Origin of the sequence: Paenibacillus residui (assembly GCF_042677205.1) — a bacterium.
Taxonomy (GTDB): Bacteria; Bacillota; Bacilli; order Paenibacillales; family NBRC-103111; genus Paenibacillus_L; species Paenibacillus_L residui.
On the sequence record NZ_JBHTIU010000061.1, the window covers coordinates 41,961 to 66,666 of the forward strand.

The 24,706-nt window shown below is 47.7% G+C and carries 27 protein-coding genes and 3 pseudogenes; 18 read left to right on the forward strand and 12 right to left on the reverse strand.

The features are described from left to right. Positions 1-19: 19 nt before the first annotated feature. On the forward strand, positions 20-1,039 hold the full coding sequence (locus ACFQ03_RS16920) for a zinc-dependent alcohol dehydrogenase (RefSeq protein WP_144938309.1): 1,020 nt from the start codon (positions 20-22) through the stop codon (positions 1,037-1,039). A gap of 369 nt (positions 1,040-1,408) precedes the next feature. On the opposite strand, the gene ACFQ03_RS16925 is transcribed toward ACFQ03_RS16920, so the two are convergent. The 6 genes from ACFQ03_RS16925 to ACFQ03_RS16950 all read right to left on the reverse strand — a co-directional run bounded on the left by ACFQ03_RS16925 (position 1,409) and on the right by ACFQ03_RS16950 (position 6,519). Then, positions 1,409-2,053: a bifunctional 2-keto-4-hydroxyglutarate aldolase/2-keto-3-deoxy-6-phosphogluconate aldolase gene (locus tag ACFQ03_RS16925; RefSeq protein WP_150959907.1), complete on the reverse strand. Its 645-nt coding sequence runs from the start codon at positions 2,051-2,053 to the stop codon at positions 1,409-1,411. Between the two features lie 11 nt (positions 2,054-2,064). Next, a complete protein-coding gene (locus ACFQ03_RS16930; RefSeq protein ID WP_379289587.1) occupies positions 2,065-2,643 on the reverse strand; it encodes a glucose-6-phosphate isomerase in 579 nt (192 codons plus the stop codon). Positions 2,644-2,657: 14 nt separating this feature from the next. Beyond that, positions 2,658-3,599, reverse strand: a complete 942-nt coding sequence (locus ACFQ03_RS16935; protein WP_379289589.1) for a shikimate dehydrogenase family protein — start codon at positions 3,597-3,599, stop codon at positions 2,658-2,660. 50 nt (positions 3,600-3,649) lie between these two features. After that, positions 3,650-4,636 carry a phosphotriesterase family protein gene (locus ACFQ03_RS16940; RefSeq protein ID WP_379289591.1) on the reverse strand — a complete coding sequence of 329 codons (987 nt, stop codon included), beginning with the start codon at positions 4,634-4,636 and terminating at the stop codon, positions 3,650-3,652. Next, positions 4,633-5,589, reverse strand: a complete 957-nt coding sequence (locus ACFQ03_RS16945) for a phosphoglycerate dehydrogenase (RefSeq protein ID WP_150959904.1) — start codon at positions 5,587-5,589, stop codon at positions 4,633-4,635. Before ACFQ03_RS16945 ends, ACFQ03_RS16940 begins: the two co-directional genes overlap by 4 nt. A gap of 180 nt (positions 5,590-5,769) precedes the next feature. Further along, positions 5,770-6,519, reverse strand: a complete 750-nt coding sequence (locus ACFQ03_RS16950) for a GntR family transcriptional regulator (RefSeq protein WP_144938325.1) — start codon at positions 6,517-6,519, stop codon at positions 5,770-5,772. A 227-nt stretch (positions 6,520-6,746) separates the two neighbouring features. Here ACFQ03_RS16950 and ACFQ03_RS16955 point away from each other — a divergent pair, with 227 nt between their 5' ends. From ACFQ03_RS16955 to ACFQ03_RS16970, 5 genes and pseudogenes are all read left to right on the forward strand, one after another. Next, positions 6,747-6,986, forward strand: a complete 240-nt coding sequence (locus ACFQ03_RS16955) for a ribbon-helix-helix domain-containing protein (protein ID WP_144938328.1) — start codon at positions 6,747-6,749, stop codon at positions 6,984-6,986. A gap of 22 nt (positions 6,987-7,008) precedes the next feature. Continuing rightward, a pseudogene (locus ACFQ03_RS16960) lies at positions 7,009-7,272 on the forward strand (hypothetical protein); the annotation flags it as partial. 243 nt (positions 7,273-7,515) lie between these two features. Continuing rightward, positions 7,516-7,728: pseudogene (locus tag ACFQ03_RS16965) on the forward strand (transposase); the annotation flags it as partial. Between the two features lie 36 nt (positions 7,729-7,764). After that, a pseudogene (locus tag ACFQ03_RS25905) lies at positions 7,765-7,929 on the forward strand (IS3 family transposase); the annotation flags it as partial. After that, positions 7,919-8,269, forward strand: a complete 351-nt coding sequence (locus ACFQ03_RS16970; protein WP_379289595.1) for an IS3 family transposase — start codon at positions 7,919-7,921, stop codon at positions 8,267-8,269. The pseudogene ACFQ03_RS25905 and the gene ACFQ03_RS16970, both read left to right, overlap by 11 nt. Before the next feature lie 724 nt (positions 8,270-8,993). Here ACFQ03_RS16970 and ACFQ03_RS16975 read toward each other — a convergent pair. Together ACFQ03_RS16975 and ACFQ03_RS16980 are read right to left on the reverse strand one after the other, a co-directional pair. Beyond that, on the reverse strand, positions 8,994-10,238 hold the full coding sequence (locus ACFQ03_RS16975) for an amidohydrolase family protein (protein ID WP_379289597.1): 1,245 nt from the start codon (positions 10,236-10,238) through the stop codon (positions 8,994-8,996). Between the two features lie 60 nt (positions 10,239-10,298). After that, entirely contained in the window at positions 10,299-10,889 is a 591-nt protein-coding gene (locus ACFQ03_RS16980; RefSeq protein WP_144938172.1) for an ankyrin repeat domain-containing protein, read from the reverse strand. A gap of 237 nt (positions 10,890-11,126) precedes the next feature. Between ACFQ03_RS16980 and ACFQ03_RS16985 the strand changes: the two genes are divergently transcribed. From ACFQ03_RS16985 to ACFQ03_RS17035, 11 genes are all read left to right on the forward strand, one after another. Then, complete coding sequence (locus ACFQ03_RS16985) at positions 11,127-11,999, forward strand: LysR family transcriptional regulator (RefSeq protein ID WP_379289599.1); 873 nt, start codon at positions 11,127-11,129, stop codon at positions 11,997-11,999. A 12-nt stretch (positions 12,000-12,011) separates the two neighbouring features. Further along, on the forward strand, positions 12,012-12,389 hold the full coding sequence (locus ACFQ03_RS16990; RefSeq protein WP_144938165.1) for an NUDIX hydrolase: 378 nt from the start codon (positions 12,012-12,014) through the stop codon (positions 12,387-12,389). 216 nt (positions 12,390-12,605) lie between these two features. After that, entirely contained in the window at positions 12,606-13,295 is a 690-nt protein-coding gene (locus ACFQ03_RS16995; protein ID WP_144938162.1) for a hypothetical protein, read from the forward strand. After that, positions 13,292-13,708 carry a toxin-antitoxin system TumE family protein gene (locus tag ACFQ03_RS17000; protein ID WP_150959897.1) on the forward strand — a complete coding sequence of 139 codons (417 nt, stop codon included), beginning with the start codon at positions 13,292-13,294 and terminating at the stop codon, positions 13,706-13,708. Before ACFQ03_RS16995 ends, ACFQ03_RS17000 begins: the two co-directional genes overlap by 4 nt. A gap of 160 nt (positions 13,709-13,868) precedes the next feature. Continuing rightward, positions 13,869-14,435, forward strand: coding sequence for a MarR family winged helix-turn-helix transcriptional regulator (locus tag ACFQ03_RS17005; protein ID WP_379289602.1), 567 nt, complete (start codon positions 13,869-13,871; stop codon positions 14,433-14,435). Further along, positions 14,428-14,976 (forward strand): ATP-binding cassette domain-containing protein, encoded by a 549-nt coding sequence (locus ACFQ03_RS17010; protein ID WP_379289604.1) that lies wholly within the window; start codon positions 14,428-14,430, stop codon positions 14,974-14,976. The genes ACFQ03_RS17005 and ACFQ03_RS17010 overlap by 8 nt, the downstream gene beginning before the upstream one ends. A gap of 107 nt (positions 14,977-15,083) precedes the next feature. After that, entirely contained in the window at positions 15,084-15,752 is a 669-nt protein-coding gene (locus ACFQ03_RS17015) for a TetR/AcrR family transcriptional regulator (protein WP_144938151.1), read from the forward strand. After that, positions 15,745-15,930: a hypothetical protein gene (locus ACFQ03_RS17020; RefSeq protein WP_144938148.1), complete on the forward strand. Its 186-nt coding sequence runs from the start codon at positions 15,745-15,747 to the stop codon at positions 15,928-15,930. Before ACFQ03_RS17015 ends, ACFQ03_RS17020 begins: the two co-directional genes overlap by 8 nt. 5 nt (positions 15,931-15,935) lie before the next feature. Next, positions 15,936-16,850 carry an ABC transporter ATP-binding protein gene (locus ACFQ03_RS17025; RefSeq protein ID WP_379289607.1) on the forward strand — a complete coding sequence of 305 codons (915 nt, stop codon included), beginning with the start codon at positions 15,936-15,938 and terminating at the stop codon, positions 16,848-16,850. Positions 16,851-16,856: 6 nt separating this feature from the next. Beyond that, on the forward strand, positions 16,857-17,693 hold the full coding sequence (locus ACFQ03_RS17030) for an ABC transporter permease (protein ID WP_379289609.1): 837 nt from the start codon (positions 16,857-16,859) through the stop codon (positions 17,691-17,693). Positions 17,694-17,866: 173 nt separating this feature from the next. After that, complete coding sequence (locus tag ACFQ03_RS17035; RefSeq protein WP_379289611.1) at positions 17,867-19,261, forward strand: TraB/GumN family protein; 1,395 nt, start codon at positions 17,867-17,869, stop codon at positions 19,259-19,261. An 81-nt stretch (positions 19,262-19,342) separates the two neighbouring features. Here ACFQ03_RS17035 and ACFQ03_RS17040 read toward each other — a convergent pair whose 3' ends face one another. The 4 genes from ACFQ03_RS17040 to ACFQ03_RS17055 form a co-directional block, all read right to left on the reverse strand. Continuing rightward, the gene (locus ACFQ03_RS17040; protein WP_186328378.1) at positions 19,343-19,990 is read right to left on the reverse strand and encodes an ABC-2 transporter permease; all 648 of its coding nucleotides are present in this window, start codon (positions 19,988-19,990) and stop codon (positions 19,343-19,345) included. Continuing rightward, a complete protein-coding gene (locus ACFQ03_RS17045; protein ID WP_379289613.1) occupies positions 19,980-20,846 on the reverse strand; it encodes an ABC transporter ATP-binding protein in 867 nt (288 codons plus the stop codon). The genes ACFQ03_RS17040 and ACFQ03_RS17045 overlap by 11 nt, the downstream gene beginning before the upstream one ends. Beyond that, on the reverse strand, positions 20,843-21,223 hold the full coding sequence (locus ACFQ03_RS17050) for a GntR family transcriptional regulator (RefSeq protein WP_144938131.1): 381 nt from the start codon (positions 21,221-21,223) through the stop codon (positions 20,843-20,845). Before ACFQ03_RS17050 ends, ACFQ03_RS17045 begins: the two co-directional genes overlap by 4 nt. Before the next feature lie 479 nt (positions 21,224-21,702). Then, on the reverse strand, positions 21,703-22,683 hold the full coding sequence (locus ACFQ03_RS17055) for an aromatic ring-hydroxylating dioxygenase subunit alpha (protein WP_150959890.1): 981 nt from the start codon (positions 22,681-22,683) through the stop codon (positions 21,703-21,705). A gap of 204 nt (positions 22,684-22,887) precedes the next feature. Here ACFQ03_RS17055 and ACFQ03_RS17060 point away from each other — a divergent pair, with 204 nt between their 5' ends. Further along, positions 22,888-24,210, forward strand: coding sequence for a uracil-xanthine permease family protein (locus ACFQ03_RS17060; RefSeq protein WP_144938125.1), 1,323 nt, complete (start codon positions 22,888-22,890; stop codon positions 24,208-24,210). Positions 24,211-24,706: the final 496 nt, after the last annotated feature.

Consider the following 24,706-nt stretch of genomic DNA (forward strand, 5'->3'; position numbering starts at 1 on the left):
GGAGAGAGGAGAAACGAAAATGATCCAAGCCATTATGACCGAACCCGGTAAAATAGAGTTTAACAATGTGCCCGTTCCAGAGGTTAAACCGAACCAAATTAAAATTAAAATGAAAAGCATCGGAGTTTGCGGTTCGGATATTCATGTCAATCATGGGAAGCATCCCTATACGAGTTACCCGGTCGTTCAAGGGCATGAGGTGTCGGCTGAGGTAGTCGAAGTGGGCTCTGAAGTAACGAATGTTAAAGTCGGCGATAAGGTTACGATCCAGCCTCAGGTCGTATGCGGAGAATGTTATCCATGCACCCACGGGCTGTATAATGATTGCGAAGAACTTAAAGTGATGGGCTTTCAGACAACGGGAATGGCGAGCGAATATTTTGTAGTGGATGCCGACAAAGCACTGGCACTGCCGGCCGATATGAGCTGGGAGCATGGAGCGTTGATCGAACCGCTTGCGGTTGCTGTGCATGCTGTAAGACGCGCAGGCGATATTGCCGGGAAAAAGATTGTAGTGCTGGGCGGAGGCCCGATCGGCAATCTGGTCGCTCAGACGGCCAAAGCTATGGGAGCGGCGGATGTCCTTATCTCGGAGCTAAGCCCGTACCGCTTGGAGGTAGCGCAGAAATGCGGAATTAAAACGATCGATGCCAAGAACGAGAATATATTGGAGTCGATCATAGCGAATTTCGGCAAGGATCGGGCCGATTATATCTTCGAGTGCATCGGCATTAATGTTACGATCAATCAAGCGATCGAATATGCACGCAAGGGCAGCACGATCGTCGTTGTCGGCGTATTTGGCGATTTGGCAACGGTCAATATGGGATATGTGCAGGACCATGAATTATCATTGCTTGGCAGCGCCATGTATAGAGAAGAAGATTTTATCAAAGCGATTGAGCTTGTCAATGAAGGCTTGATTGAATTTGATACTCTGATTACCCATCGGGTGAAATTCAGAGACTATTCCGAAGCATACGACATTATCGATCAGCAGAAAGACAAGGCCATGAAAGTCATGATTGAAATGGAATAAACCGTCTCAAAAGGAGTGGAACGCTCCACCTTACGAAACACAGGAACGTTATTCGGCCCAAAGAAGCTCCCAACTTTTTCTAACGAAACGGGAAATCGTTATTCACGAAAATAGTAGGGCATCGAGCAATAATTTGCCCAGATAACGATTCTGTGTTTCGTTATATTCGAAATGGTGTCGATTAAGCGGCAATAGCGTTTCTCAGATTCGTTAGCGTGACTGAATCCGGACAGAGAAAGAGCGAGGTAAGTTGGGGCAAACCCCACTAACCTCGCTCTTTGTTGTTGAGACAGCCATGTCAGAGCAGAAAGTGCCCGATCATTCACATGTAGCGAACGATCGGGCACGATGGAAAGTTAGATGCCAAGCTTAGGATGATCTGGCCTCTTTAATTTTTTCCACGAACTGACGGGCTAAGCTGGTGATCGTCTGATAATCTCCTGTCTTGGAGCTGGCCGTGAGGCTGCCTCCCGAACCGACAGCAACGGCTCCTGCTTGGATCCAGTCACTGACATTATCCAGGCTCACACCGCCTGTCGGCATAATGTTGGCTTGCGGCAGCGGACCTTTGATCGCTTTGATCATTTTCGGCCCGAAGGCTTCCCCAGGGAACAGCTTGATAATGTCCGCCCCCAACTCCATAGCTCGTACCACACCTTCGACGGTCATAGCGCCAGGCATACAGGGCACCTGGTAACGATTGCACAGTCTAAGGACTTCTTCGCTGAGATAAGGGCTTACTACGTATTCCGCCCCGGAAAGCAGCGCAATCCGCGCCGTCTCGGAGTCTAACACGGTACCCGCGCCAATAATGATTTCATTCATAAATTCTTTAGCCAGTTCTTCAATAACTTGAGTAGCGCCCGGAACGGTATAGGTAATTTCAATCGCCGCGGCGCCGCCTTTTAAACAAGCCTCGGTAATTTTTTTCGCCTCATCCGCATTTTCCGCCCGGACAACGACGACTAGGCCGGAGTCCGTAATCTTTTTAATGACTTCCCATTTTTTGCTCATCGTCGCTTCTCCTACTCTTTCCATTTCGGATTATCGATGATTTCGGGTTTTCCGTCCTTCTCTACGACAAGCTTCCGATACCCTTTAGTTTCAATCGTTCCATAGTCATGACCGGCATCGGCCCGGTAAGCATAGAACGTCACCAGAGGCTCGTTGCCAAGATTGATGCTGCGATGGGCATAGCGCGGCGGCACATAAACAGCCTGTCCCGGGGTGAAATATTGGATATCCCAATCTCCTTCCGGATTTTCCATAAGCATGGCGCCATTACCGCTTAAGCAGTAGTAAACTTCTCCGGTTTCCAGTATGGTATGGAAATGGCCTTTGGTCATGTAATATTCGTTTCCTACTTTGCCGGGGTAGAGAATGCTCGTTCCGAATAACAGATTGCCGGGTGTTTCTGGCAAATCAAGCTCATAATATTCATAAACGAGCGGGTCGTTATTTTGTACGGCGGCCTCGAAGGCAGCGTCATCCGCGTACATCCCCTTCATTTTGGACAGCGGGCGCTTGGTCGATTCCTTCGTTTGGGACAAACCTGTGATCAGATCGAAGTCAAGGGCAAATGGTTTTACTGTGTTTTCACTCATGCTGCAGTCTCTCCTTATCTCGTTTCATTGGAAATTTGTTCAATTCGGTCGAATACGGCTCCGGTAATATCGATATGGAACACTTCGGAAACGACCTGGGTCCAACCATGGATGAAGTAAATCCAGCCGTCTTCCACGTGAAGGTCTTTTAATTCCTTCTGACGAAGGGCCTGATGCATGAAATCCAGCTCTCCGCGGTAATTCAATTCCCATACAAGGCTCTTGTCCGGGAAGCTGCCATTATCCGTTAAAGGTGACCCTGGGCGGTCTTTGCCTAACCCGGTTGCATTGATGATCAGGGAATGCGGTTTGATCTGGGCAAGCAGGGCATCGTTCTGGGTCGGCTCCGGTGTCAAATGATATTCGGCTTTAACATCGGGATTAATTTCTTTGACAATCCGCTCGATCTCGTCCAGACGGGGCTGGCTGCGGTTGGCGATGACCACTTTAGAAGGGATGTTCTCACCGTTCTTGGGATCGAGCAGGTAGGAGCAGATCGCAATGGCGCTGCCGCCGGCTCCGATGACGAACAGCTCTCCGCCATGATCCTTCCAATAGTTTGCCGGAATGAAAGCTTCCATGGCCAGACCGCTGGAAATAGGGTCTTTCGCATATCCTTCAAGCTTGCCATCCTTCTTGGAAATCGAAGAGAGTTCGCCGAACATGGTGGCATAAGGATCAAGGTAATCAAACAAATCCTTGGCCGCATGGTACAGATCGATCTTGTGGGTAGTAACAAGAGCCCCTAACGATAATTCATCATTTTTAATAAATTCCACGACATCCCGATAAACCTGGGGATCGGCATGAATGTCGATATCAATCCCTTTCAGAACCGCGTTTTCCAGTCCCAATGCTTCCGCCCACAGAGGGAACAGCTTCATGATGGAGGATTTCGTGGTGGTGACGCCGATGAAATACATGGTAGGTTGGGTTGCTTTTTCAGGTAATTTCATGGGAAATGGCTCCTCTCTGTTTCTGATCTTGTCAACTAATAAATATAGTTCTAAACGCCTTTACTAAATGCTTTGGCCGGATTGTCGTGCATTATTTTGTGAATCAAGGCTTTCGGCACTCCGCCTCTTTCTAGCTTCGGCAGGAAGGTTGTGGCCAAATAGTCCAACCCGAGCTCGCCGCCATAGCTCTTTAACCGTTTGCGCGTCGTATCCAGCGAAAGTAAGATTTGATTCTCATAGCCGGCCTCAATCAGCTTGATGATGAGCTCGACCTCTTCTTCATCCGAATGATATTTAAACCGGCCAATCGTATCGAGCTCCAAATAAACTCCCGTGCTCGCCACATGGAGCATATAATCGGCATTTTCCATTTCCCGGTCCAGATGACAGATGATCAGTTGGTCGGGCTTAAGGCCGAAATCGGTATAGAGCTTGATCTGATCAAGAGCTGCGCGTCCCATTTCCGTGTGACTCATGATCGGTGCCTTGGTCGCGAGAGCGGCCTGGGCCGCCGCTTTGAACAGCCTGTAATATCGGCCGCCCACCCCTTGGAAATCGGAGGCTGTTTTGATGATACCGGCTCTGGCCGAGATTTGTTCCTCGGGCCAAGCTTCCTCGCCATCGGCATACATCCCGTTCTGCAGCTCATCGATAAATAATTCCGTGAGCTTGTCGGCGTCGGCCGTATGAATCCAATGGTCCCCCGGATAAAAAACAAGCTTGTGGAAGCCGGTGGAGGCGACGATTTGCACTCCGGTCTGCTGTGATGCGGCTTCCAGCCATCTGCCGTGACGTCCGCTTCCTACCGGCTGTGCTTCGACAATCGTGGCCCCGCCAACCTCTTTAAACAAATTCAGTTCCTGGATCGTTTTGTCATAGTCATCGATTTGCAAGGCCGGATCGATTTTGGCGGACTGGCCCTTTTTCAAGAAAAGGTGCTCGTGGCTGTGACAGAAGCCCATTTGCTCCGGCGAAATAGCTCCGGTTACGGTAGTGATGACTTGGTCGGAGCGCAAATTTTGGTCCGCCTTGCTCATTTGGAATCTTCCTTCTGGTCGAGCATATGGATGAGGTTTTCGGTGGACACCATCGCCATTCGCTCTACCGCTTCATGAGTGAAAGCGCCAATGTGCGGGGTCAAGATAAAATTTGGCAGCGCCACTAACGGATCTCCTTGCTGTGGGGGCTCGGACGAATAGACATCCTGCGCGGCCGCCGCAATTTGGTTATTGACTAGGGCATCATATAAGGCTGCTTCGTCCACAAGCTCTCCGCGCGACGTGTTAATCAAGATAGCCGTCGGCTTCATCCGTTTTAGAGCTTCCGCATTGATCAGCCCTTTGGTATCCTCCGTTGCCGGCAGGTGGAGCGAAATAATATCCGACTCCTTCAATACTTCGTCGAGCTGCTCTTGTCTCTGGACGTTATATTGTTCGAGGAATGCCAGATCCTTGAAGAAGGGATCATAGATAGTGACATTCATTCCAATACCAACCGCGCGCTTCGCTACCTCTTTTCCAATTTGTCCTCCGCCGATGACGCCTAGCTTCTTGTTCGTTAACTCGAAGCCGATGGTGCGGTCCCAGCCATAGGATTTGACGCCGGCTGCAATGGCCGGGAGATTCCTGGCGCTAGCGAACATGAGGGCAATCGCATGCTCGGCAACCGAAATGGAGTTGGTTCCGACGGCATTCTTGACGAGAATTCCCAATTCCTCGGCTCTCTTGAGGTCGATATTATCCATTCCGACCCCATATTTGGAGATGGCCCGCAAGCTTTTGCATTGCTCAAGGACGTTAGCCGGTAGCGGGTCGATCCCGATAATAATTCCGACCACATTGTCCTGAGCGGCATCGATGATTTCTTGCTCGGTCATCGTTCTGCCTAAGTTATTCTCGATGATTTCGTAGCCGCGTTCCTGCAGCAGCCGGTGTGCCTTTTCTTTGTAATTTTTGAATGATTTAGGCGTGATTAAAATTTTTTCTGCCATGCATCCTCATCCCCATTTTAAAGTTTTGTATATTAAGTAAATTTGCGGAAAGGCGCTGTAATGCAGCAATATCGTTTGCTTAGATCGAAATAGGCTTCCTCAAATGTTTAAGAGTAACATGCTTAATTGAGTGTCTACATACCAATGTCGTTATGTCTTTACATTTAAGAGCAAAAAAATTTAACGATTCATTTCAAAAGTAAAGGTATTGCGGTCCCCTCTATATTTGGCTAGGGAATATTCAATGGGCTTTCCGTTGGATAAGAAGGTTGTGCTCTTGATGAATTGGATAGGCGCCCCTTGTGAAACATTGAGCATTTGGGATTCGTAGTCGCCCGCCAGAACAGCTTCCAATTTGCGGACAGCCCTTGTAATTTTTAAGGATAATCGGGCTTCAATCAGTTCATACAACGACTCTTGCTCTAAATTACTGTCCAGCAGGAAGCGGCAATCATTGTAGGGCAAGAAGGTATCCACAATAACAATAGGGTCCTCGTTGGCAAAACGCAATCTTTGCAGCTTGATCACTTTGGAGCCTTCCATCATATGTAACGCTTCACTGATGGATTTATCGCTTCTGACCGTTTCGATGTTCAGAACCCTTGTTGACGGAACCATGCCCTTCTTCTTAATTTCATTATTAAAACTGTCCAAGACTTGAAGAAATTCCTGCTGAATCTTCGGGCGGGACACGAACGTGCCCTTGGCTTTAATCCGATAGAGAAAGCCTTCATAAACCAGTTCATTGATGGCCTGCCTGACGGTCGGCCGACTGATCTTGAAATGAGCGCTAAGCTCTTGCTCCGTCGGAATCGGTGCCTCCAAGTCCTCATGGTTGTTCGAAATATATTCCAGCAAAATTTCCTTTAACTGATAGTAAAGGGGAGTTGGAATCTCTTTATTCAATGTCTTTTCAAATAAAGTGGACATGATGGGGCTCCTCACTCCTGCTGCATCAAATGTAATGACATAAGAACATTAAAGACAATTCCATCATAAGTCTTCTCCCTTTTCTTGTCAATCCCTTGGCCTTAAAATATTGTAAATGGTTACAAAAGGCAGAGGAAGTTCAAAACAAACGAAATCACCATCTTGAAAAAGGTAGCAAAAATTGACTGCGAAACCTGATCATGTAAAAATAAGCGGTAGGTGATACCATGGATAATAACCAGAAGGAGCTTGACGGGAAAAATGCCCCGAATAGGCCATACACCAGGGGAGGGCAGCGTACGGGAGCCGGCCGGAAAGCGATTGGCGTGACCCGGAAAATCTCTCTTACCTTGCCGGAGAAGTACTGGGCCGAAATTGATCGGCAGTGCGAAAGGGGAGACTATTCGGTATCAGAGATTCTGCGCTCGATCGTAGAAGACTACCTGAAGGAGGCAGACCTCGTATAATCAATTTGTTGTGGAGGGCCGGGATTCCCCGATTTTATTGCTTGATGAAGCGACTGCGGCTCTGGACAATGAAACGGAACAGCTTATTCAAAATGCTATGGTGACATTGATGGCCGGGCGCACTTCCTTCGTCATCGCCCATCGGTTGTCTACGATCCAGCGGGCGGATTGCATCCTGGTCATGGATAACGGACGTGTGGTGGAGTCGGGGACCCACGATGAACTGCTAGCCAAACAGGGGCTGTATCAGCGTTTATATCAAATGGAGTTTAATTCCAAAGAGTGAAAAGGGAGCCGGCGCCCCCTGTTTTGCCACGATTATAACCAACATCTACCTTGAAAATTAGTTAATTTCATTTTCTGCCGGTACCGTGCAAGCGGAATGGCGCGTCTAACTGTGTTTTATGTAGGTAAATTCAAGCGAAAGGTGGAAAGTGATTAAAGTATATGGAAAATTGCAGCTAGAATAAAAAGTGGACATCCCTTAAGTGAAAATAGATAATAGCCGTATAAGGGAGAGGGTGTCCGAATGGAAAGAAACAGTTACAGTGAAGATTTCAAGAGACAGATGGTAAAGTACATTTTAGAGCAAAATAAGTCGATGCCTCAGATCGCTGAGGAGGTTGGGATATCTGCAGGTGTTCTGCACAGTTGGAAAGCTCAATACCGTGATGAGATTCAATTAGAGTCTTTAGTCACGCTGGAAAGATTGCGTCAGCTTGAGCAACAACTGCTTGAAAAAGAACGGGAGAATCAGGAGAAAGAACGTCAGAATCAAGATCTCCAGGAAGAACTCGCCATTCTAAAAAAGGCGCTGCACATCTTCGGCAAAGAAAGGAACTAAGGTTCCAGTTCATCGAAGATCATCGCTCCGAGTTTAGATTGGAGAAGATGTGCGCTGTACTCGAAGTTTCACGGAGCGGTTATTACAAATGGTGCAGGGAAAAGACAACGAGAACAGTTACCAGAAGCGCCGACAGGTTTTGCTGTCCCGGATTTCTTGGCATTTTTTTGACAACAGGTGTTGCTATGGCAGCCCCAAAATCACAATGCTCCTTCGGGCGGAAGGTTGGAAGGTGTCCGAGCGTACGGTGGGGATTCTCATGCGGAAGAACAATATGCGCTCATGCGTGTCGAAGAAATTTAAAGTCACGACAACAGACTCCAATCACACCAGTCCCATTGCACCGAACCTGCTGAATCAAAACTTCAAGACAACAGCCCCGAACAAAGTATGGGTTACGGACATTACTTACATTTCATGTCGTGCCCCATGCCGCTGACCGCGACACCATCAGATGATGAAAATGGATGGGTTTTCAAGGTAGAATAGAGTTGAATTGCTTCAATAGTGTGAAATTTGAAAACTAAATGGATTTCATACAGTTAGATTTCTATATTCGGAAGAAATATGGAAACTAACTGGAAAACCTACAGTTAGTTTGCGCCAAAACAGCCGTTTCGCCCACAGTTGCCCATTTTAACTGTAGTTTATCCAGTTAGTTTGATCATTTTCGCCCATTCGCTTGAATCTACCTGTACAAAATACAGTTAGACGTGCCGCTCCGCTTGCAACGATGCCTGCAGACGGTAAAATAGACGGATTTTCAAGGTAGTTCCCCGTCTTTTGCTCCAGAGGGGCAAACTAACTGTATGAAATCCAGTTAGACGCACCCTATAGGGGAACTACCTGCGGAAACTCCAGTTAGACGCGCCCTATAGGGGAACTACCTGCGGAAACTCCAGTTAGACGCGCCCTACAGGAGAAACTAGCTGCAGAAACGCCAGTTAGACGCACCCTATAGGGGAACTACCTGCGGAAACTCCAGTAAGACGCGCCCTCCAGGAGAAATTAGCCGCAGAAACGCCAGTAAGACGCGCCCTCCAGGGAAACTAGCTGCGGAAACTCCAGTAAGACGCGCCCTACAGGTGGAACTAGCTGCAGAAACTCCAGTAGAACGTCCCTGTCGGAAACGCTTCACCGGTACCGTCAATCGGCGGTTGTTTTCATATGGAACCAGAGATGACTTCTCCCCGGAACAGGGTAGCTACCCGTCTCGATCTTCTTGCCACAGCTTCGGCCGAGCAGGAGGCTTCCACCAGCACGATATCGGCATTGTCGCCGGCTTTGGGCCATACGCGCTCCCCTTCTTTATTTAAAGGAGTGACCCCTCCTGTAATAAATCCAAGGGCTTGTCCAAGCGAACGTTCATCGCGTAAGCTGAAGCGCTCCGCCAACGTCCCGGCCTTCTCCAAGCTATCTCCCTTCCCGAAGGGGGACCAATGATCCGTAATGCTGTCATCGCCAAGGGATACGTCCACTCCATGATCCCTTAGGAGAGGAATCGGAATCGTCCTGGTCAGAGGAACCGAGGAGGTAATCGAAATTCCATGGCGGGCCAGCAGCTTGGCGGCTTCGCAGGCTTCTTGAAGGGGAATATCGGCCAGGGCCAAGGCATGGCTTATGGTCACTCTTCCTTGCCAGCCGGCTTCCTCCGTCAGATGAGCCAATCGCTGAATCGTAAACAGGCCCAGATGGCCCGGATCGTGCAAATGAAGGTCAATGTTCGCATTGGCTTCCACCGCAAGCTCCATGATCGTCTGAAGGGACTTCTCAATATCCCCGTCAATGGTTGCAGGATCGACGTCAATGGTTGCAGGATCGACCCCGCCCACTAATGAAGCTCCGCTTCGCAGTGCTTCCCGAACCAGCGAAACGGACTGGCTGCGTAATAAACCTCGCTGCGGAAAAGCGACAATTTCGACGGAAGCTTTCCCTTGATAGGCTTCAACGGCCCGCAAGGTGGCCTCCAGATTTTTCAACCCGACGACGAGATCCACGTTGCAATGTGTGCGAATATGAGTCGTGCCTGAATTTAGGAGCAATTCGAGCAATTTCTTTGCTCTTTCTTCTGCTACAGGCAGCAAGCGGGGAAGTAACTCCTGCTCTTCCTCCAGTCTTGTCCAAATCCCTTTAGCAGGGATCGTCGGCGCTTTCCAAGGGCCTCCGTAGTATGTTTTATCCAAATGGATGTGCATATCCCTGAAGGAGGGGAGCATTAAATAATTTTTCGCATCCCGCACAGGCAAATCCGTTTCCAAAGGCTGGCCGGCAGGAATGATTTCTTTCATTTTTCCATCTTCAATACATACATCACATAGCTCCGTTTCCGTACCCGCGACGATACCGTCTTGGCGGAGGTAACCGGCTTCCAAGCGGACGTTCGTTAACCAATAGGCTTTATTCGTCATTTCGGTTGTCTCCTCTCACATCATAATCAGCCCGATGGCTTTCAATAATTTCAACGTTATTTATGCCCCGGCATTTATCAATATAGCTGCGATTTCCTCAAATCCGCGCTGCTGCGCATGCTCCAGAGGGGTGATTCCGTCTCCGTCCCCGATGTGGACATCAGCTCCATGATCCACTAACAGCTGCACGATTTGCTGATGCTTTTCTCCGCCGTTGCCAAGAATGACCGCTTCCAATAATGCTGTCCAGTGTAAATTATTAATATGATTAACATCAATATCCGAATGAGCAAGCAGCTCTTTAACCACATCGACATGTCCGCGCTCCGAAGCGGGGATTAGAGCCGTCCCTCCAAACCGGTTCGTCAGCTTCGTATCGGCTCCGGCCTCGATGGCGAGCTTGACGATGTCGAGAAGCCCTTCGGCCCCCGCATATAGAAGGACATTATTTAAGCGCTCATCCCGTAGGTTAATGTCCGCACCCTTATCGATCAGTGCCCTGACCGTGTCTGTTTTATTGTTGTAGGTTGCCGCCAGTACGGCCGTTCTTCCGTGAGCATCCGTTGCGTTGATATCTGCTCCGTCTTCAAGCAGCTTCAGAACATTTTCTGTGTCTCCTTGCTCTGCGTAGTGAATCAATTGCTGGTTCATAATTTCCACCTTCTTTTCGGTTGGTTGAGTTTCTTTCATAACATCTTGTGAGGTATCAGGAATAGCTTGACATCCGGCAAGCCAAACAACCAATAAAACCGTGCAGAGACGATACATAATCATCGCTCCTTTTTCTTTATTTACAAATATGCTAACATGAGGAGGGTTATATGAAAAATATTATTAAAATTAGTTTTGCTTAAGTTTTTCATATATTAAAAGGAGTGTCTTCCTTCGATGGACATAAGACAGCTGCGGTATTTTATAGCGATAGTAGAAGAGAGGAAAATTTCCGCCGCTGCGGAGAGACTTCATATCTCCCAACCGCCGTTAAGCCAACAACTGAAGGCTATGGAGGAGGAGCTAGGCTCCAAACTAGTCGAAAGAAGCGGGAAATTTCTCGAGATAACGGAGGCGGGCAAAGCCCTATATAAATATGCTTTACAGATGACTCAGCTAATGGAAGAAGCCAAGTTGGAGGTTCGGGAAGTCGGGAATGGGGCAAAAGGAAGGCTGACGATAGGCATCAATACGTTTTCGGAAGCGAAGTTGCCGGAAATCCTCCGTCAATTCAAAGAACAATACCCCAAGGTGACCTATAAAATCCAGCAAAATGAATCCGCCCATCTCTGCAAATTGGTGAGAGACCGGGTCGTAGAGCTGGCGATTACCCGCTTGCCGCTGGAGCTGGACGACTTTTCCGTGCTCCATCTTCATACAGAGCACTTTTATTTCGTTGCCTCGCAACAGGAACCGCTCGATCGCGAAGTCTCGCTGGAGGAGCTTCAGCATTATCCGCTCATACTGCCAAGTACGGAGGGATTGGGGGTCCATTATTTGATTTTGGAGGCGTTCTCACGGTTCCATCTGCAACCGAACATCGTAGGCGAGTGCTCGGATATTACTCTGCTGATGGATTTAATTTCATCCGGCTTTTGCGCTTCTATTGTCCCGGAAACGATGCTTAAACGCCATCCGGGGTATGCTATCCAGGCTCACCAGATATCGGGGGCCAACCTGTCTGCCTCCGTCGGTTTAATCTGGTTGAAGAATCATTACTTGTCCAAGGCCGCTCAAAATTTTATCGATTTAATTAAAACCAGATATTAGAGGAGGCCGCCAATGATTTCACAAGGTATCGTTATTCAAAATAACCGAGTGCTGATGGTCAAGCAGTTTGTTCAACGAGGGGATATCGTATGGAACTTTCCGGGCGGAAAAATAGAGGGGAACGAAACCCCGGAGCAAGCTTGTATCCGCGAAGTAAAGGAGGAGACCGGATACGATATCCGGATCACGAAACGACTGCACGAAAAGAACGGGAAATTTACTTTTCTGGCGGAGCTTGTGGGCGGTGAACTTTATTTGGACACTGAGAATGAATCCAATCGGGATATTGTTGAAATTGCCTGGGTCCGCTTGGACGATGATAAGAAATTTGATTCCTATACCGCGCCTATGCTTCAGTTGTGCTTTGCAGGCATGAAAAATATGATATAGGTCATATGGAATCCAGCGTATCTTGCCCCTTGCCCATAAGCCTTACGATCCGACTCAATGGTCAAATCCGTTGAGTCTTTTTTCGGTAAATCCTTTAGACTCATCCAGGGATATTTCGGTTAACTTTTGACTATATATGTAGTTAGAAGTTGTAGTTTTGTTTTAGTTTTCGCTTGCAGTTAACTTTCAGTTTTCTTAGAATAGGGGGTAAGTGAGGTGAAGTACATGGCCATAAGTGAAGCCGAAAGAAAGACATTTGAACGGGTAATTGCTGAGGTGGGAAGTGATCCGGAGAAAGCTGGAGTCACACTAAAAGTGCTATTTAATGTAATAAAAAAAACCACTTCAATAACTATTGATCTTCAAAGCGAAGTGAAGAAGCTTCTTGATCAATACCCATACCAGGCGAATCATGCGTTAGTGCAGGAAGATTTGCAAAAACTCGGAGAAATTTTGATGTGCGTTGCTCAGGAAGAAGAAGTAGGAAGAACTTATTCCACAGGGCAGTTGGCAAAGTTTTTCGGGGTTAGTATTACGACGATCAATAACTGGATAACCGGTAGACGGTTTATAGGGGTCGAACGAATGGAACGCAATAAGCAAGCACGTATTTCGGAAAATACAATCTGGATTTCGCCTACCGAAGAAAGAATACCTGTTCGTGATATTGTAGAAATTTATGAACAAAAACAGAGAAGAGGGAATTCATCCATCTCTGACGATGGAGGGAATCTTAACCGTATCCGATACATTATTGAAACCATTAACTATTTCGAGAAACGATATGGAAAGCCATATTCAGAAGTAATTGTAGAAAAAGGGAATCCTGATGATTCTGAGGATTGGATTTGGGCGAGGGAAGGGAAAGAATGGAAGTCATTACTTAAAGAGATAAAGGACTTATGATTGGCAAACCTGCTACAAATTTGGATGTGTTAATAAAAGCTTTTGGACATGCTATACATTCCATAAGAGACACTGACAGTACGGGCATGTCAAGCTCGATTTACGCCCAACGAGCAACCATAATTTTTTCTGACAATTCTAAATTGTATGTGACCGAAAAGCTGAATAAACAACAGATAATCGTAGAATACTGGTACGACTGGATTGCACCAGATGAGAAAACTGTCTGGGGAAAGTATCATGGCGAGCCGCATGAGGATAGAAGGTATCAAACGGTGACGGAACCATATCATGTTCATCCGCCAGAATATGCGAAGCTTACAAACAAGACAAGATTCCCTAATCACTATTACAACGACTTGTTCTCTATTGTTGAAGGGATTTTTCTATTTCATCTGCTGCCCGAAAAGTGAATATCTTATAGAAGCAACGGGGCTTTCTCTGTACTCATATCCATGGAATGAGAGAGCCCCGTTTTTTTGACTCGAAAATTAGACAGTATATTGACAAATTCAAAATGGTTCTGTTATGATGAATTTAGTCATTATATTGTCTAAAACGAGGGAGATACCAATGGACTTCTACAAGGATTTATTTTTAATGCAGCAAACTTACTCTACACTTTTCTCGGTGACCAACAAGCTTCAGGTGCAAGGGGATCAGTACCTGCAGAGCTTGACGTCAAGACAGTGTATGGCTATGGTGGCCATCGTCCATTTGCCGGAAGGCGGAGCGACGCTCAATAATATTGCGAGGAAACTGGGCACCACCAAACAGAGCGTCAAGCAGCTGATCGACATTTTGGAGAAAAAGGGCTATGTCAATGTTGTCCCCAGCAAGCAGGATAAGCGCGCAGTCAATGTTGGAATTACAGAATCCGGCAAGCAAGTGCTCATGGAGTGCAGTGAAAAGTCGATTTACTTTTTCGCCGAAGCTTTTAAACATTTCACTACGGAAGAGATGGAAATCTTGTGGAGCTTGTTGAAGAAGCTGTATCGTTTTGACGGTGAGGAGCAGAGCGGTTTTGAAGAGGAGATCGAATTCGAACGGGACAATCTGACGGAAGTTCAATCGAGAGCCATGAAAGAATTTGCAAGACTGAGAACGGAATCTGAAATGAAGAGGAGATCCAATGAATAACATTGTGACCGTTAGAAACTTGGAGAAAAGTTATGCTGCCAAAAAAGCCGTGGACGGTATCAGTTTCGTAGTCCGACAAGGGGAAATTGTTGGTTCTAACGGGGCGGGGAAGAGTACGACGATCCATATATTGGCCACTATATTAACGGCTGATCAAGGGGAAGTGACGATTCTGGGCCATTCTCTACCCCGGGACGCCAAGCAGGTCAAACAGGGGATTGGAATCGTCCCTCAGGATTTGGCCATCTATGAAGAAATGACCGCCTGGCAAAACGTGCGTTTCTTTGCGGGACTGTACCATCTTAAAGGAAAACAGTTGGAAAATCAGGTGAAGGAAGCCTTGGAACTGGTAGGACTCCCAGAAGGCCTATATGACACTGATTCAGGGAATAGAAAACGGGAGCGCCATGCTGGAGCACAAGGGGCAGTTTATCTATTTGCTGGCTTGGATTATTGGATTGTGGCTGCTGGGAAGCATGATTACGCGAAGGAAGATGAAGAAAGAAATGTATTAGCACAAAATTTACCCGGAACTCATTAGGGGCTCATTTCCTAAAGGGCTCTTTTTTACCCATTGACTTCCTGTATGGAATAATGTTACAGTCATTGTAGACCGACGGTCGGTCGATAATGGTGGAGGAATGAACAATGAGAATTTCCAAAAAACCTGAAGAACGAAGAAACGAAATATTGGACGCTGCGGAGATGCTGTTTACGACCCAAGGATACTCCAACACGACCGTTAATGACATTCTGAACAAGGTCGGGATCGCCAAAGGGACGTTCTATTACTATTTTCAATCCAAGGAAGAAGTGATGGACGCCATTGTTATGCGATTCATAGACCTGGGGGTGCAGGCAGCCAAGCAGATTGCCGCAAATCCTGATTTGCAGGCCCATGAGAAAATCTTTCAGATCCTGATGGCCCAGAAGCCTGACGCCGGCCGCAAGGAACAAATGATCGAGCAGCTGCATGAAGTCAACAATGCGGAAATGCATCAGAAAAGCTTGGTGGAGACGATCCTCCAGCTAACCCCTGTGTTGACGGAGGTGATTGAACAAGGAATAGCGGAAGGCGCCTTCCGGACTCCTTATCCGAAGGAAACGGTAGAATTTCTGCTTGTGTCTTCCCAATTTTTATTTGACGAAGGAATTTTCGATTGGTCGCCCGAGGAATGGATGCAGAAAGCGTTAGCCTTTACCTATGTAATGGAAAAGACTCTGGGGGCAGAGAGAGGCAGCTTTAGCTATGTTCTTGAAATGATCGGGCAAGGTCCGAAAAATATACGCGATAAAGGAGCGGATTCCCATGAATAAAACCGAAGTGGCTGCCAAAGTATCGGAGAAATCAGGCGTAGGCCTCATGGAGTGCCACAAGGTCCTGGATGCTTTGGAGGAAGTGCTGAGCGAAGAACTGGCCCATTCTCAAGGTGTAAGCAATGCCTTGGATAAGGTGTACAGCGTGCTGCATTTTTTTAAAAATAAAAACAGGTGATGGCCGTGAACCCTATTATTGTGGTCAAAGATTTTGTGAAGAAATATGGGGATTTTACAGCGGTGGACCAGGTTTCGTTCGAGGTGGAAAGCGGGAGCATCTTTGCCTTCCTGGGACCGAACGGAGCAGGCAAAAGCACCACCATCAACACTTTGTGTACGATTATCGATAAAACCTCGGGAACGTTGCTGATCGACGGCAAAGATGTCAGCCGGGACAGAGACGAAGTGCGAAGTGTCATCGGTGTTGTCTTTCAAGACTCTACCCTCGACAGCAAAATGACGGTGGAAGAAAATCTGAAGATGCATTGTTATTTCTACGGCTTGCCCAAATCGGTCATGAATGAGCGGATCGACTTCGCCCTGGAAATTGTTGACCTCGTCGAATTGAAGAAAGCGATGGTCAGCACCCTGTCTGGAGGGATGAAGAGACGGGTGGAAATCGCCCGCAGCCTTCTGCACCTGCCTAAAGTGCTGTTCCTCGATGAGCCTACGACCGGTCTGGACCCTCAGACAAGATCGAATATTTGGGAGTATATCATCAAGCTGCAGAAGGAGAGAGACCTGACCATTTTCTTAACGACCCATTATATGGATGAAGCTGAAATCAGCGATAAAGTGGCGGTTATGGATCATGGCAAAATTATCGCCTTCGATACACCGAGCGCGTTAAAGCAGCGCTACACCAAGAACAAAGCGGACATCACGAGCACGGATGTGCCGGGGTTGGAAGCACTTCTGACCAAATTTAATATAAGCTTCACTAGAAACGGCGGTTATCATTCGGTAGAGTGGAGCAATCTGCCTTCATTGATGGAGGTCATCAGCGAGCACAGGCCAGCCATTCAAGAGCTGGAAATCAAGAAGGGGACCTTGAACGATGTGTTTCTCGAGATTACAGGAAAGGACATAAGGGGGTAGGCTGGGATGCGCATTATCGGGGCCTTATGGTTAAGAAATGTAAAGCTGTTTGTCAGAAACCGGGTGCAGATGATCTTAATTTTGATTATGCCGTTCTTTTATTTGTACTTGTTAAGTACCATTTTTCAAAGCACCCATGTCAGCAATCCGGTCAATTATGTGCTGGCCGGCATTGTGATTATCGTCGTCTTTCAGACGTCCCTGAATATAGCCACTTCCACGATTGAGGATATCGTCTCCGGGTATATGAAAGAAGTGCTGGTCAGCCCGGTCAAGAGAATACAGATCGCTCTGGGCCAGATCTTGTCCTCCACAACGATCGCCACCCTGCAAGGAATATTGATTCTGGCGGTAGGCTATCTGATCGGTATAAAGTATTCCTCTGCCGCTACGCCGCTGGCGGTTATCGGATTTATGATTTTTGTGGGACTGGTATTTTCGGCCTTCGGCCTATTCATCGCCACATCGGTTAGAAATTCCCAGACCTTCCAGATTGTTTCGGTCGCCATAACGACTCCGATTACTTTCTTATGCGGCGTTTATGTCCCGCTCAGCCTGCTTCCGGATGGCTTGCAGTTCATCGCTCTATTGAACCCGATGACCTACGCTGCGGCTTTCTTCAGAGCATTGAGCTTGGAGAAAATGTCCTTGCCCGCAGATGAGCTAATCGCTGAACAGCTTGCATTCAAGATAAACCACTTTGTCATTACGCCTCAAATCAGTATCCTCTTGGTTCTATCCTTCGGGCTGTTATTTTTATTGCTGTCCACCATCGCCTTTTCCAAAGTTGATTTTTCGAGAATGAACCGTTCCAAAGGGAATAAAGATATTTTTCAGCAGTGAACCTATTAGGATAAGGAGTTAAAATAAACCGGATGCTGATCCAACATTAAGACAGATTCTGTATAATATTGTAAATCTATCTAAAAATTTGTGATCGCCATTTTCGTGGGATATAATAGATAGAGGCAATTATTATTGCTGCTGTCTATTATTTTTTTGAGAGGAGAGTTTATGTGAAAGGAAAGTTGTGGGGTAAGCTGGGCCGTGTCTTGACCAGCAGTTTGCTTGGATCGTCCATTATTCTGGGGAGTGCCTTATCCGCGCATGCCAACGATGAACCGGCCGTTCCGGACATCAGCCCATGGTCCGTAACCACCCTTAACGAAGGGGAGAAATACGGGATTTTCCCGCTGGGCTGGTACTTTGACGGAACCTTCCGGCAGGCGATTTCCGCTGATAAATTGCAGTCCTTGCTCAATGATACAGCCGCAAAGCTGGATAAGCTGGGACTAACCAAGAAAGGGGATCTCGAGCTTCCTTCCTCGACCGAGGCCGGAATTACCAGAGAAACGGTTGTTCTGTCCTTGTACGCTTTGTTGGCTCAATATGAGCTGCCCGAGGCGTTCGAGATCGATAAATCCGACCCGATAGAATACTTACAGCAGAAAGGCATCATCGAAGGAACCGATCGCGGTCTGGAGCTGGAACAGCTCTGTACGGTCGAACAGGCCACCGTATTGGCCAGCCGGCTTGTTCAATATACATATGACACCGCTCAAGGCGGAGCCCAAGGACTATTCTGGAAGGTGACTCACGGGGATAATACTCTTTATTTACTGGGATCAATTCATCTGGGCTCCCCTGAAATGTACCCGATGGATAAAGAAATCAGAGACGCCTTCGCTGCCTCCGACGATCTATGGGTGGAAGTGAATATGATGAACGATGATCCGGAACCGCTGAACTATTTCAATCAATTAATGGTATACAACGATGGAACGACCTTGAAGGATCATGTCTCTCAGGAAACCTATGAGAAGCTGCAAGAGGTTATTGAAATGCTGGGGCTCCCCGCCGATATATTCGACACCTTCAAGCCATGGGTCGCTGCGAACAACATATCGATGCTCCATCTGTCCAATTCCGTTGAAGATCTGGCTTTGGGCCAGGCTCTGGGTGTAGACCTATACTTCCTGCAGAATGCGCTTCTGACCGGGAAGCCGATTCATGAGCTGGAAGGCCATAAGCTGCAAGGAGATCTGTTCAACAACGTAGCTCCGGAAGTGCAGGAGAAAGAATTGAATGAGGTAATGGATGCCATCCTGAACCCGTCCGAAGACGACAATAGCGCCGAACAGTTCCGCCTGTGGCAGCAGTATTGGGCACAAGGGGATTTGGACAGCTTCACCAAGTCTTTTATGGATTCCGAGGAATACGTCAAGAGTGAACCCGCTCAGCGTCTGTTCGGAGAACGGGACAAGAACATGGCGAAGAAGCTGGCTGAATTGCTTGAACAAGAAGGGGAACATACACACTTCGTTGTGGTGGGCGCAGGCCATTTTGTCATGAAGGGAATGATCGTCGACCTATTGAAGGAGAGAGGCTATAACGTGGAGTTTATTCAATAATTACGGATAGAGAGTAATAAAGAAGAACATCTTCGGCTCGACCGGAAATGTTCTTTTTTTCTTGCTTAAGATTATGCGGAGTTATAGATTTTTTTGCGAATAGATTTTAACCGATGTGGTCATCGAGATCAAACCTAATAGAATGGCCATTAAGACAGGAAGTGCATGGCCGGCCGGCTGGGGCAAAGCCGGTAAGACATCAAGATTGACAGAATTGGTCTGCAGCCATTTAATTACGAAAGGGCCGACAAAAGGCGTTAAAATAACAAACAGGGAAGAGATAAATTTCGTCTTTTCATACCCGTACTTATATTGAACCGGAAGCAGTACGCCGAAATAGGCCGTGATGAACAAGAACGACAGCCCGGCTGTAAACAGATTCAGCTGCTCCAGAGGAACCGGGGAGACGAAAGAGGTCACCGTATATATGGCATAGACACCGACAAAAATAATTAAGGAAAATAAATATCTGGCGTGGATCAGTGTTTTCCTTGTATAGGGGGTTGCACTAAGAAGCACGGCCCCTTTGTATTTGTCCTCCAGGCTCGAAAGGGTATTGAGCAAAATATATTCTGTGAAAAGAACGGTAATGAAAAAGCCCAGAAGGCCTCCACCGGGGAAGCTGATCTTAACCGTGATGAACATGGGAGCAATAATGGAGAACACGACCATGAACAACAAGTATTTTTTGACAAGCAGCAAATCCTTCTTCACAAGACTAAAAAGCATAATGACTCCCTCCAATGTACGCCAGCATGATCTGCTCGATACTTGGTCTTTCCACAAGCACATCTTTCATTTGTTCGCGTATCGCCGCTTTTTCCCTGGTAATCCCCGTAAATCCATAATTCGTTTCCCGCAGGGATAGAAACAACGGTCTCGTATGCTCGTTAAGCAGTTTCCGGTCCCCTTTAATCAAGCTATGTGTGTCCAATAAGACATCTTTCTCTTCTTGAAAAACGATATTTCCTTTGTCAATCAAAATAAGGACATCGGCAACCTTCTCCAGATCGGAGGTGATATGGGTGGAGAAAAATACGCTCTTTCCTTTCTTGCCCATAAAGTCCAGCAGGATATCCGCCAGTTCACTCCGTATCAACGGATCCAGACCGCTCGTCGGCTCATCCATGATTAACAAATCGGGATGGTGGGAAAGGGCCAGAGAGATGGCGTATTTCATCCGCATTCCTTTGGACAGTGTGGAGATTTTCTGATTCCGCTGCAGGCTGAAATGATCCAGATAGCTTCTAAAGGCGGATTCATCCCAGTTGGAGTATGCAGGAGCGATCACGCTTTTCATTTCACCAATCGTCATCTCATCATAAAAATATCCCTCGTCCAGCACGATCCCAATCCGGTTCTTCAGTTCGCGTTCCTTCTCCGTCAGCTCCCGGCCCAGAAAAGTAATGCTGCCGGCATCTTTCAAGGTGAGTCCCAGTATGGCTTTGATCGTCGTTGTTTTGCCGGAACCGTTGGCCCCTATAAAACCGGTAATACAGCCTTCCTGCAATGAAAAATCGATATGGTTCAAGCTAAAGGAAGGGTATTCCTTGGCCAGTCCCTTAACCTCCAGAATCGGATTCATTGGTCATCCTCCTCGAATATTAAATCCATCATTGAATACAGCTCTTCCCTGGAAATCCCGAGATTCCGGGCGATCTCCCACGCCTCTATCAGCTTGGCTTCCACCATTAGCCGCTTGGATTCCAGCAAGAGCTCCAGGTTGTCCGGGGCTACGAACGAGCCTTTCCCTGCTTTGGTGATAATAAAGCCTTCCGCTTCCAGCTCTTCAAAGACTCTTCTGGTCGTCAGAACACTGACATTCAAGTCTGTAGCTAATGCCCGGATGGAAGGAAGCGGCTCTCCCGCCTGCAATTCTCCCCGTAAAATAGCGGCTTTGATTTGTTCTTTGATCTGTAGATACAAAGGTTGATCCGACACATTGCTAATGATTATTTTCATGGAACAGCCCTTTCTGGATAAACTGTTAATGTCACACATACACAGAATATACACAATATACAGTATATAAGAGAATTAATTTTGGTGCAAGTGGGGTTCGAAGTATTTTTGTCTTTCTAGGAATGGAGGTGAAGGAGGATGAACGGAAGGAAGAGGACGCCTGGAAAAATAAACGAGGGGCTGTCCCCATATTGTTCGCATAAAACGGGTACGTCCCTAAAATAAAAAAAGGACCTCAAATCCCACTATGGAGCGGGAAAGGGGTCCTTTTTTAAAATATAAGTATAAGTTATCATCTATACCTGTTCTTACCACATTAGAAAGTTTAAGTTCACCTTATACCTATTCTTATATTTCATCGGTAAACGCGCCTGTCCCAAGGACGGCGATAGCCGTTTATCCTTGCGCAGTCATATTTAATTCCAGGTGGGGCGTGAAAAATGATAATCGACTTATGAAACAGCACTCTTGGTATTTATCTACGCAGTTCCATGGGTGACACCGAGTTCGGTTAAGTACTGCCTATACGCGATGCTCATCCGGTCGCTCTTGAGCGACAGTTCTATCTGAAGATCGAGCGGAAGGTCCTCGGGCTTCTGATTTTCCACGATCGGCTTGTCCTGTGCAAAAATCATATCCTGAAACTTAACCATCTCTTCATCGGTTAAATCCGTTTCATAGTTGAAGGACATTACGCCGAACGCGACAGACTTCGTCTCCGTGAGCGGCAGCACCGTCAGCAGGATCGACATCAGGTTGCCGTTCTCTTCATCCCGCTTGGTGAATTTGACCGATAAAGGCCGCAGTACTTCATAGGTATAGTAGACGTGCTTCGCCTGCCCGGTTCCGTCGGGATCGGGCTGGAAGATGGCGATTTCGTCCGAACGGATGCAGCCGTCCTCTGTCTTGTGAACGCGATAATCGCCGATTTCTCTATGAGTCTCGACACCGAGATAGCCTTCGTGAACAACAGCCAGATGGCCCACATCCAGGAAATTCTCAATCACCCGCGGCGGTTTGGCGTTCACTTCCTGCGGTCCCCAAATCACATTGCGGAATGCCGGATCATCGAATTCCGGAAGCGAAAACATCCCGGCGTCTTCTCCGCCGAGATTCACCCAGACGAAACCATAGCGCTCTCGGCAGCCGTAGGCGATGGCCTTCGCTTTGGTCGGAATGGCTTGCGTCTCCGGCAATTGCGGAATTTTGACGCAGGCGCCCGAGGGGTCATATTCCCAAGCGTGATAGGGGCAGACGAGGTTGCCGTTGCGCACACATCCAAGCGATAATGCGGCTCCGCGGTGGATACACAGATCTTTGAAAGCGTGAATGCCGGTTTCCGTACGGAATACGACGATACGCTCGCCCATTAATGTAACCTGTACAGGCTTGTCCTGAACATCGGAAGAACGGCAGACGGCGATCCATTCCCGGTGCAATACGGGGTCCTGAACCAACATGCGGATAGACATCCTTTCTCTGTAAAAAATCGATTGAATTCTCTTGCGTACCATTATAGGCGTGTATATACGGAAAGTCAACGAAAAGGCGAACATTTGAAATATGCTTTGAGTAAAATGTAAGTTTTTATTTGCAATTCAGCAACATTCAACTATAATATGGACATAATCATTCGGGAAAATATAGTGATGGGGGACTAACACGTGAAACAGGGGAAGCAGGACGATAGTATTCATCTGATTGTAGGCGTCGACGAAAAAATCGGTTACGGCAAGGCCTTGTTGCTGGGCCTGCAGCATGTATTGGCCATGGACTTGTATATAGCCCCGATCATTATTGCGGGGCTATTGTCCTTCGATTCGGTCAATACTTCCTTTTTTATCCAAATGTGCTTCTTTGCGACGGGGATTGCCACATTGATTCAGGTGGGCTTCGGCATCAAGCTGCCGGTAGTCCAGGGCCCATCGTATGTCCCCATCGGAGCGATTGGGGCTATCGGGAGCAAGCTGGGACTCGGAGCCGTGACGGGGAGTCTGATTCCCGGGGCGCTGCTTATTGCCGTGCTCGGTTACCCGCTCAAGCTGTTTGCCAAAGCGGTGCGCAAAATCATTCCGCCAATCGTCGGCGGCACGGTGATCGTTGTCGTCGGGATTTCGCTGATGCCCATAGCTGCTAACAATATTTATGGGTCTCCCGGCAGCATCGGGGACAATGTTCTGATTGCCGCCGTATCCGCCGGGGCGTTGGGCGTATGTATATTGCTGGGGCGCAAGATGAGCGGGACAGGCACCTTCTTCCGTCTGGTCTCCGTTATCGTTGCGATTATCGTCGGCACCATTACCGCTTCGTTCTTCGGCAAGGTCGATTTTAGCCCGGTCCTGGCGGCGAACTGGTTCTCCCTGCCGAAGCTGTTTCCGTTCGGTACCCCGGTTTTTGACTGGAGCGCCATGCTGACCATGGTTTTTGTTTATCTCATTATTCTGATAGAAACGACCGGAACCTGGTTCGTCGTCTCGTCGGTTACCGGCAAGGAGCTGACGGAGGAACGGCTGAACCGCGCCGCGGGCGGGGAAGGACTCGGCTGCTTCGTCGGAGCCTTGGTCGGCAGCACTCCGATGACCGGCTATTCCTCCAATGCGGGCCTGATTGCGGTGACCGGGGTCGCCAGCCGGATGGCTATTATGGCAGGCGGAGTCCTGCTCGTATGCTTAGGCCTGCTGCCGAAGCTGTCGGCGCTTATCACCTGTGTGCCGGAGCCGGTCATTAACGGCATCTTCGGCATCGTCGCGATCGCCGTGCTGACGAACGGAATGAAGGTCATTCAGCACATATCGATCAACGAGCGGAATATGCTGATTATCGGTGTTCCCATCCTGCTGACCGTCGCCGTTACCGTTCTCCCCAAGGAGGTTCTGCAGGGCCTGCCGGATTTCGCCAATTATGTCCTGTCCTCGGGAATCGCTGTCGGAGCGCTGGCAACGGTTGTCCTGAACCTGATTATTCCGGAGAAGAAGCGAGAAGCCTGACCGTAGAAGCAGGGGCGGCGGTGTTTTGATTCTCGTTCGCGGAACAAAGTAAATCCGAGCCTGTATGCAATCAGTCCCAATATGACTAGATTGCTGCAATAATAGAAATCCATCGCATTCGGTGGATAACGCTATCAACTTACACAAACTTCTTGGCGCTACCTTCAATAGTGTGAAATTTGAAAACTAAATGGATTTCATACAGTTAGATTTCTATATTCGGAAGAAATATGGAAACTAACTGGAAAACCTACAGCTAGTTTGCGCCAAAACAGCCGTTTCGCTCAAAGTTGCCCATTTTAACTGTAGTTTATCCAGTTAGTTTGATCATTTTCGCCCATTCGCTTGAATCTACCTGTACAAAATACAGTTAGACGTGCCGCCCGCTTGCAACGATGCCTGCAGACGGTAAAATAGACGGATTTTCAAGGTAGACCCCCATGCTGCTGACCGCGGCACCATCAGATGATGAAAATAGGGTTGTACGCTATAATTA

Coding starts and splice junctions, on each gene's coding strand:
- ACFQ03_RS16985 (WP_379289599.1), top strand. CDS start 11,127: ATGGACATAAGACAGCTGCGGTATTTTATAGCGATAGTAGAAGAGAGG.
- ACFQ03_RS17050 (WP_144938131.1), bottom strand. CDS start 21,223: ATGAAAATAATCATTAGCAATGTGTCGGATCAACCTTTGTATCTACAG.
- ACFQ03_RS17015 (WP_144938151.1), top strand. CDS start 15,084: ATGAGAATTTCCAAAAAACCTGAAGAACGAAGAAACGAAATATTGGAC.
- ACFQ03_RS16930 (WP_379289587.1), bottom strand. CDS start 2,643: ATGAGTGAAAACACAGTAAAACCATTTGCCCTTGACTTCGATCTGATC.
- ACFQ03_RS17000 (WP_150959897.1), top strand. CDS start 13,292: ATGATTGGCAAACCTGCTACAAATTTGGATGTGTTAATAAAAGCTTTT.
- ACFQ03_RS16990 (WP_144938165.1), top strand. CDS start 12,012: ATGATTTCACAAGGTATCGTTATTCAAAATAACCGAGTGCTGATGGTC.
- ACFQ03_RS16940 (WP_379289591.1), bottom strand. CDS start 4,636: ATGAGCAAGGCGGACCAAAATTTGCGCTCCGACCAAGTCATCACTACC.
- ACFQ03_RS16925 (WP_150959907.1), bottom strand. CDS start 2,053: ATGAGCAAAAAATGGGAAGTCATTAAAAAGATTACGGACTCCGGCCTA.
- ACFQ03_RS17055 (WP_150959890.1), bottom strand. CDS start 22,683: ATGTTGGTTCAGGACCCCGTATTGCACCGGGAATGGATCGCCGTCTGC.
- ACFQ03_RS16945 (WP_150959904.1), bottom strand. CDS start 5,589: ATGGCAGAAAAAATTTTAATCACGCCTAAATCATTCAAAAATTACAAA.
- ACFQ03_RS17010 (WP_379289604.1), top strand. CDS start 14,428: ATGAATAACATTGTGACCGTTAGAAACTTGGAGAAAAGTTATGCTGCC.
- ACFQ03_RS16955 (WP_144938328.1), top strand. CDS start 6,747: ATGGATAATAACCAGAAGGAGCTTGACGGGAAAAATGCCCCGAATAGG.
- ACFQ03_RS16920 (WP_144938309.1), top strand. CDS start 20: ATGATCCAAGCCATTATGACCGAACCCGGTAAAATAGAGTTTAACAAT.
- ACFQ03_RS17030 (WP_379289609.1), top strand. CDS start 16,857: ATGCGCATTATCGGGGCCTTATGGTTAAGAAATGTAAAGCTGTTTGTC.
- ACFQ03_RS17045 (WP_379289613.1), bottom strand. CDS start 20,846: ATGAATCCGATTCTGGAGGTTAAGGGACTGGCCAAGGAATACCCTTCC.
- ACFQ03_RS17020 (WP_144938148.1), top strand. CDS start 15,745: ATGAATAAAACCGAAGTGGCTGCCAAAGTATCGGAGAAATCAGGCGTA.
- ACFQ03_RS16935 (WP_379289589.1), bottom strand. CDS start 3,599: ATGAAATTACCTGAAAAAGCAACCCAACCTACCATGTATTTCATCGGC.
- ACFQ03_RS17005 (WP_379289602.1), top strand. CDS start 13,869: ATGGACTTCTACAAGGATTTATTTTTAATGCAGCAAACTTACTCTACA.
- ACFQ03_RS16980 (WP_144938172.1), bottom strand. CDS start 10,889: ATGAACCAGCAATTGATTCACTACGCAGAGCAAGGAGACACAGAAAAT.
- ACFQ03_RS16950 (WP_144938325.1), bottom strand. CDS start 6,519: ATGTCCACTTTATTTGAAAAGACATTGAATAAAGAGATTCCAACTCCC.
- ACFQ03_RS16970 (WP_379289595.1), top strand. CDS start 7,919: ATGGTGCAGGGAAAAGACAACGAGAACAGTTACCAGAAGCGCCGACAG.
- ACFQ03_RS17040 (WP_186328378.1), bottom strand. CDS start 19,990: ATGCTTTTTAGTCTTGTGAAGAAGGATTTGCTGCTTGTCAAAAAATAC.
- ACFQ03_RS16975 (WP_379289597.1), bottom strand. CDS start 10,238: ATGACGAATAAAGCCTATTGGTTAACGAACGTCCGCTTGGAAGCCGGT.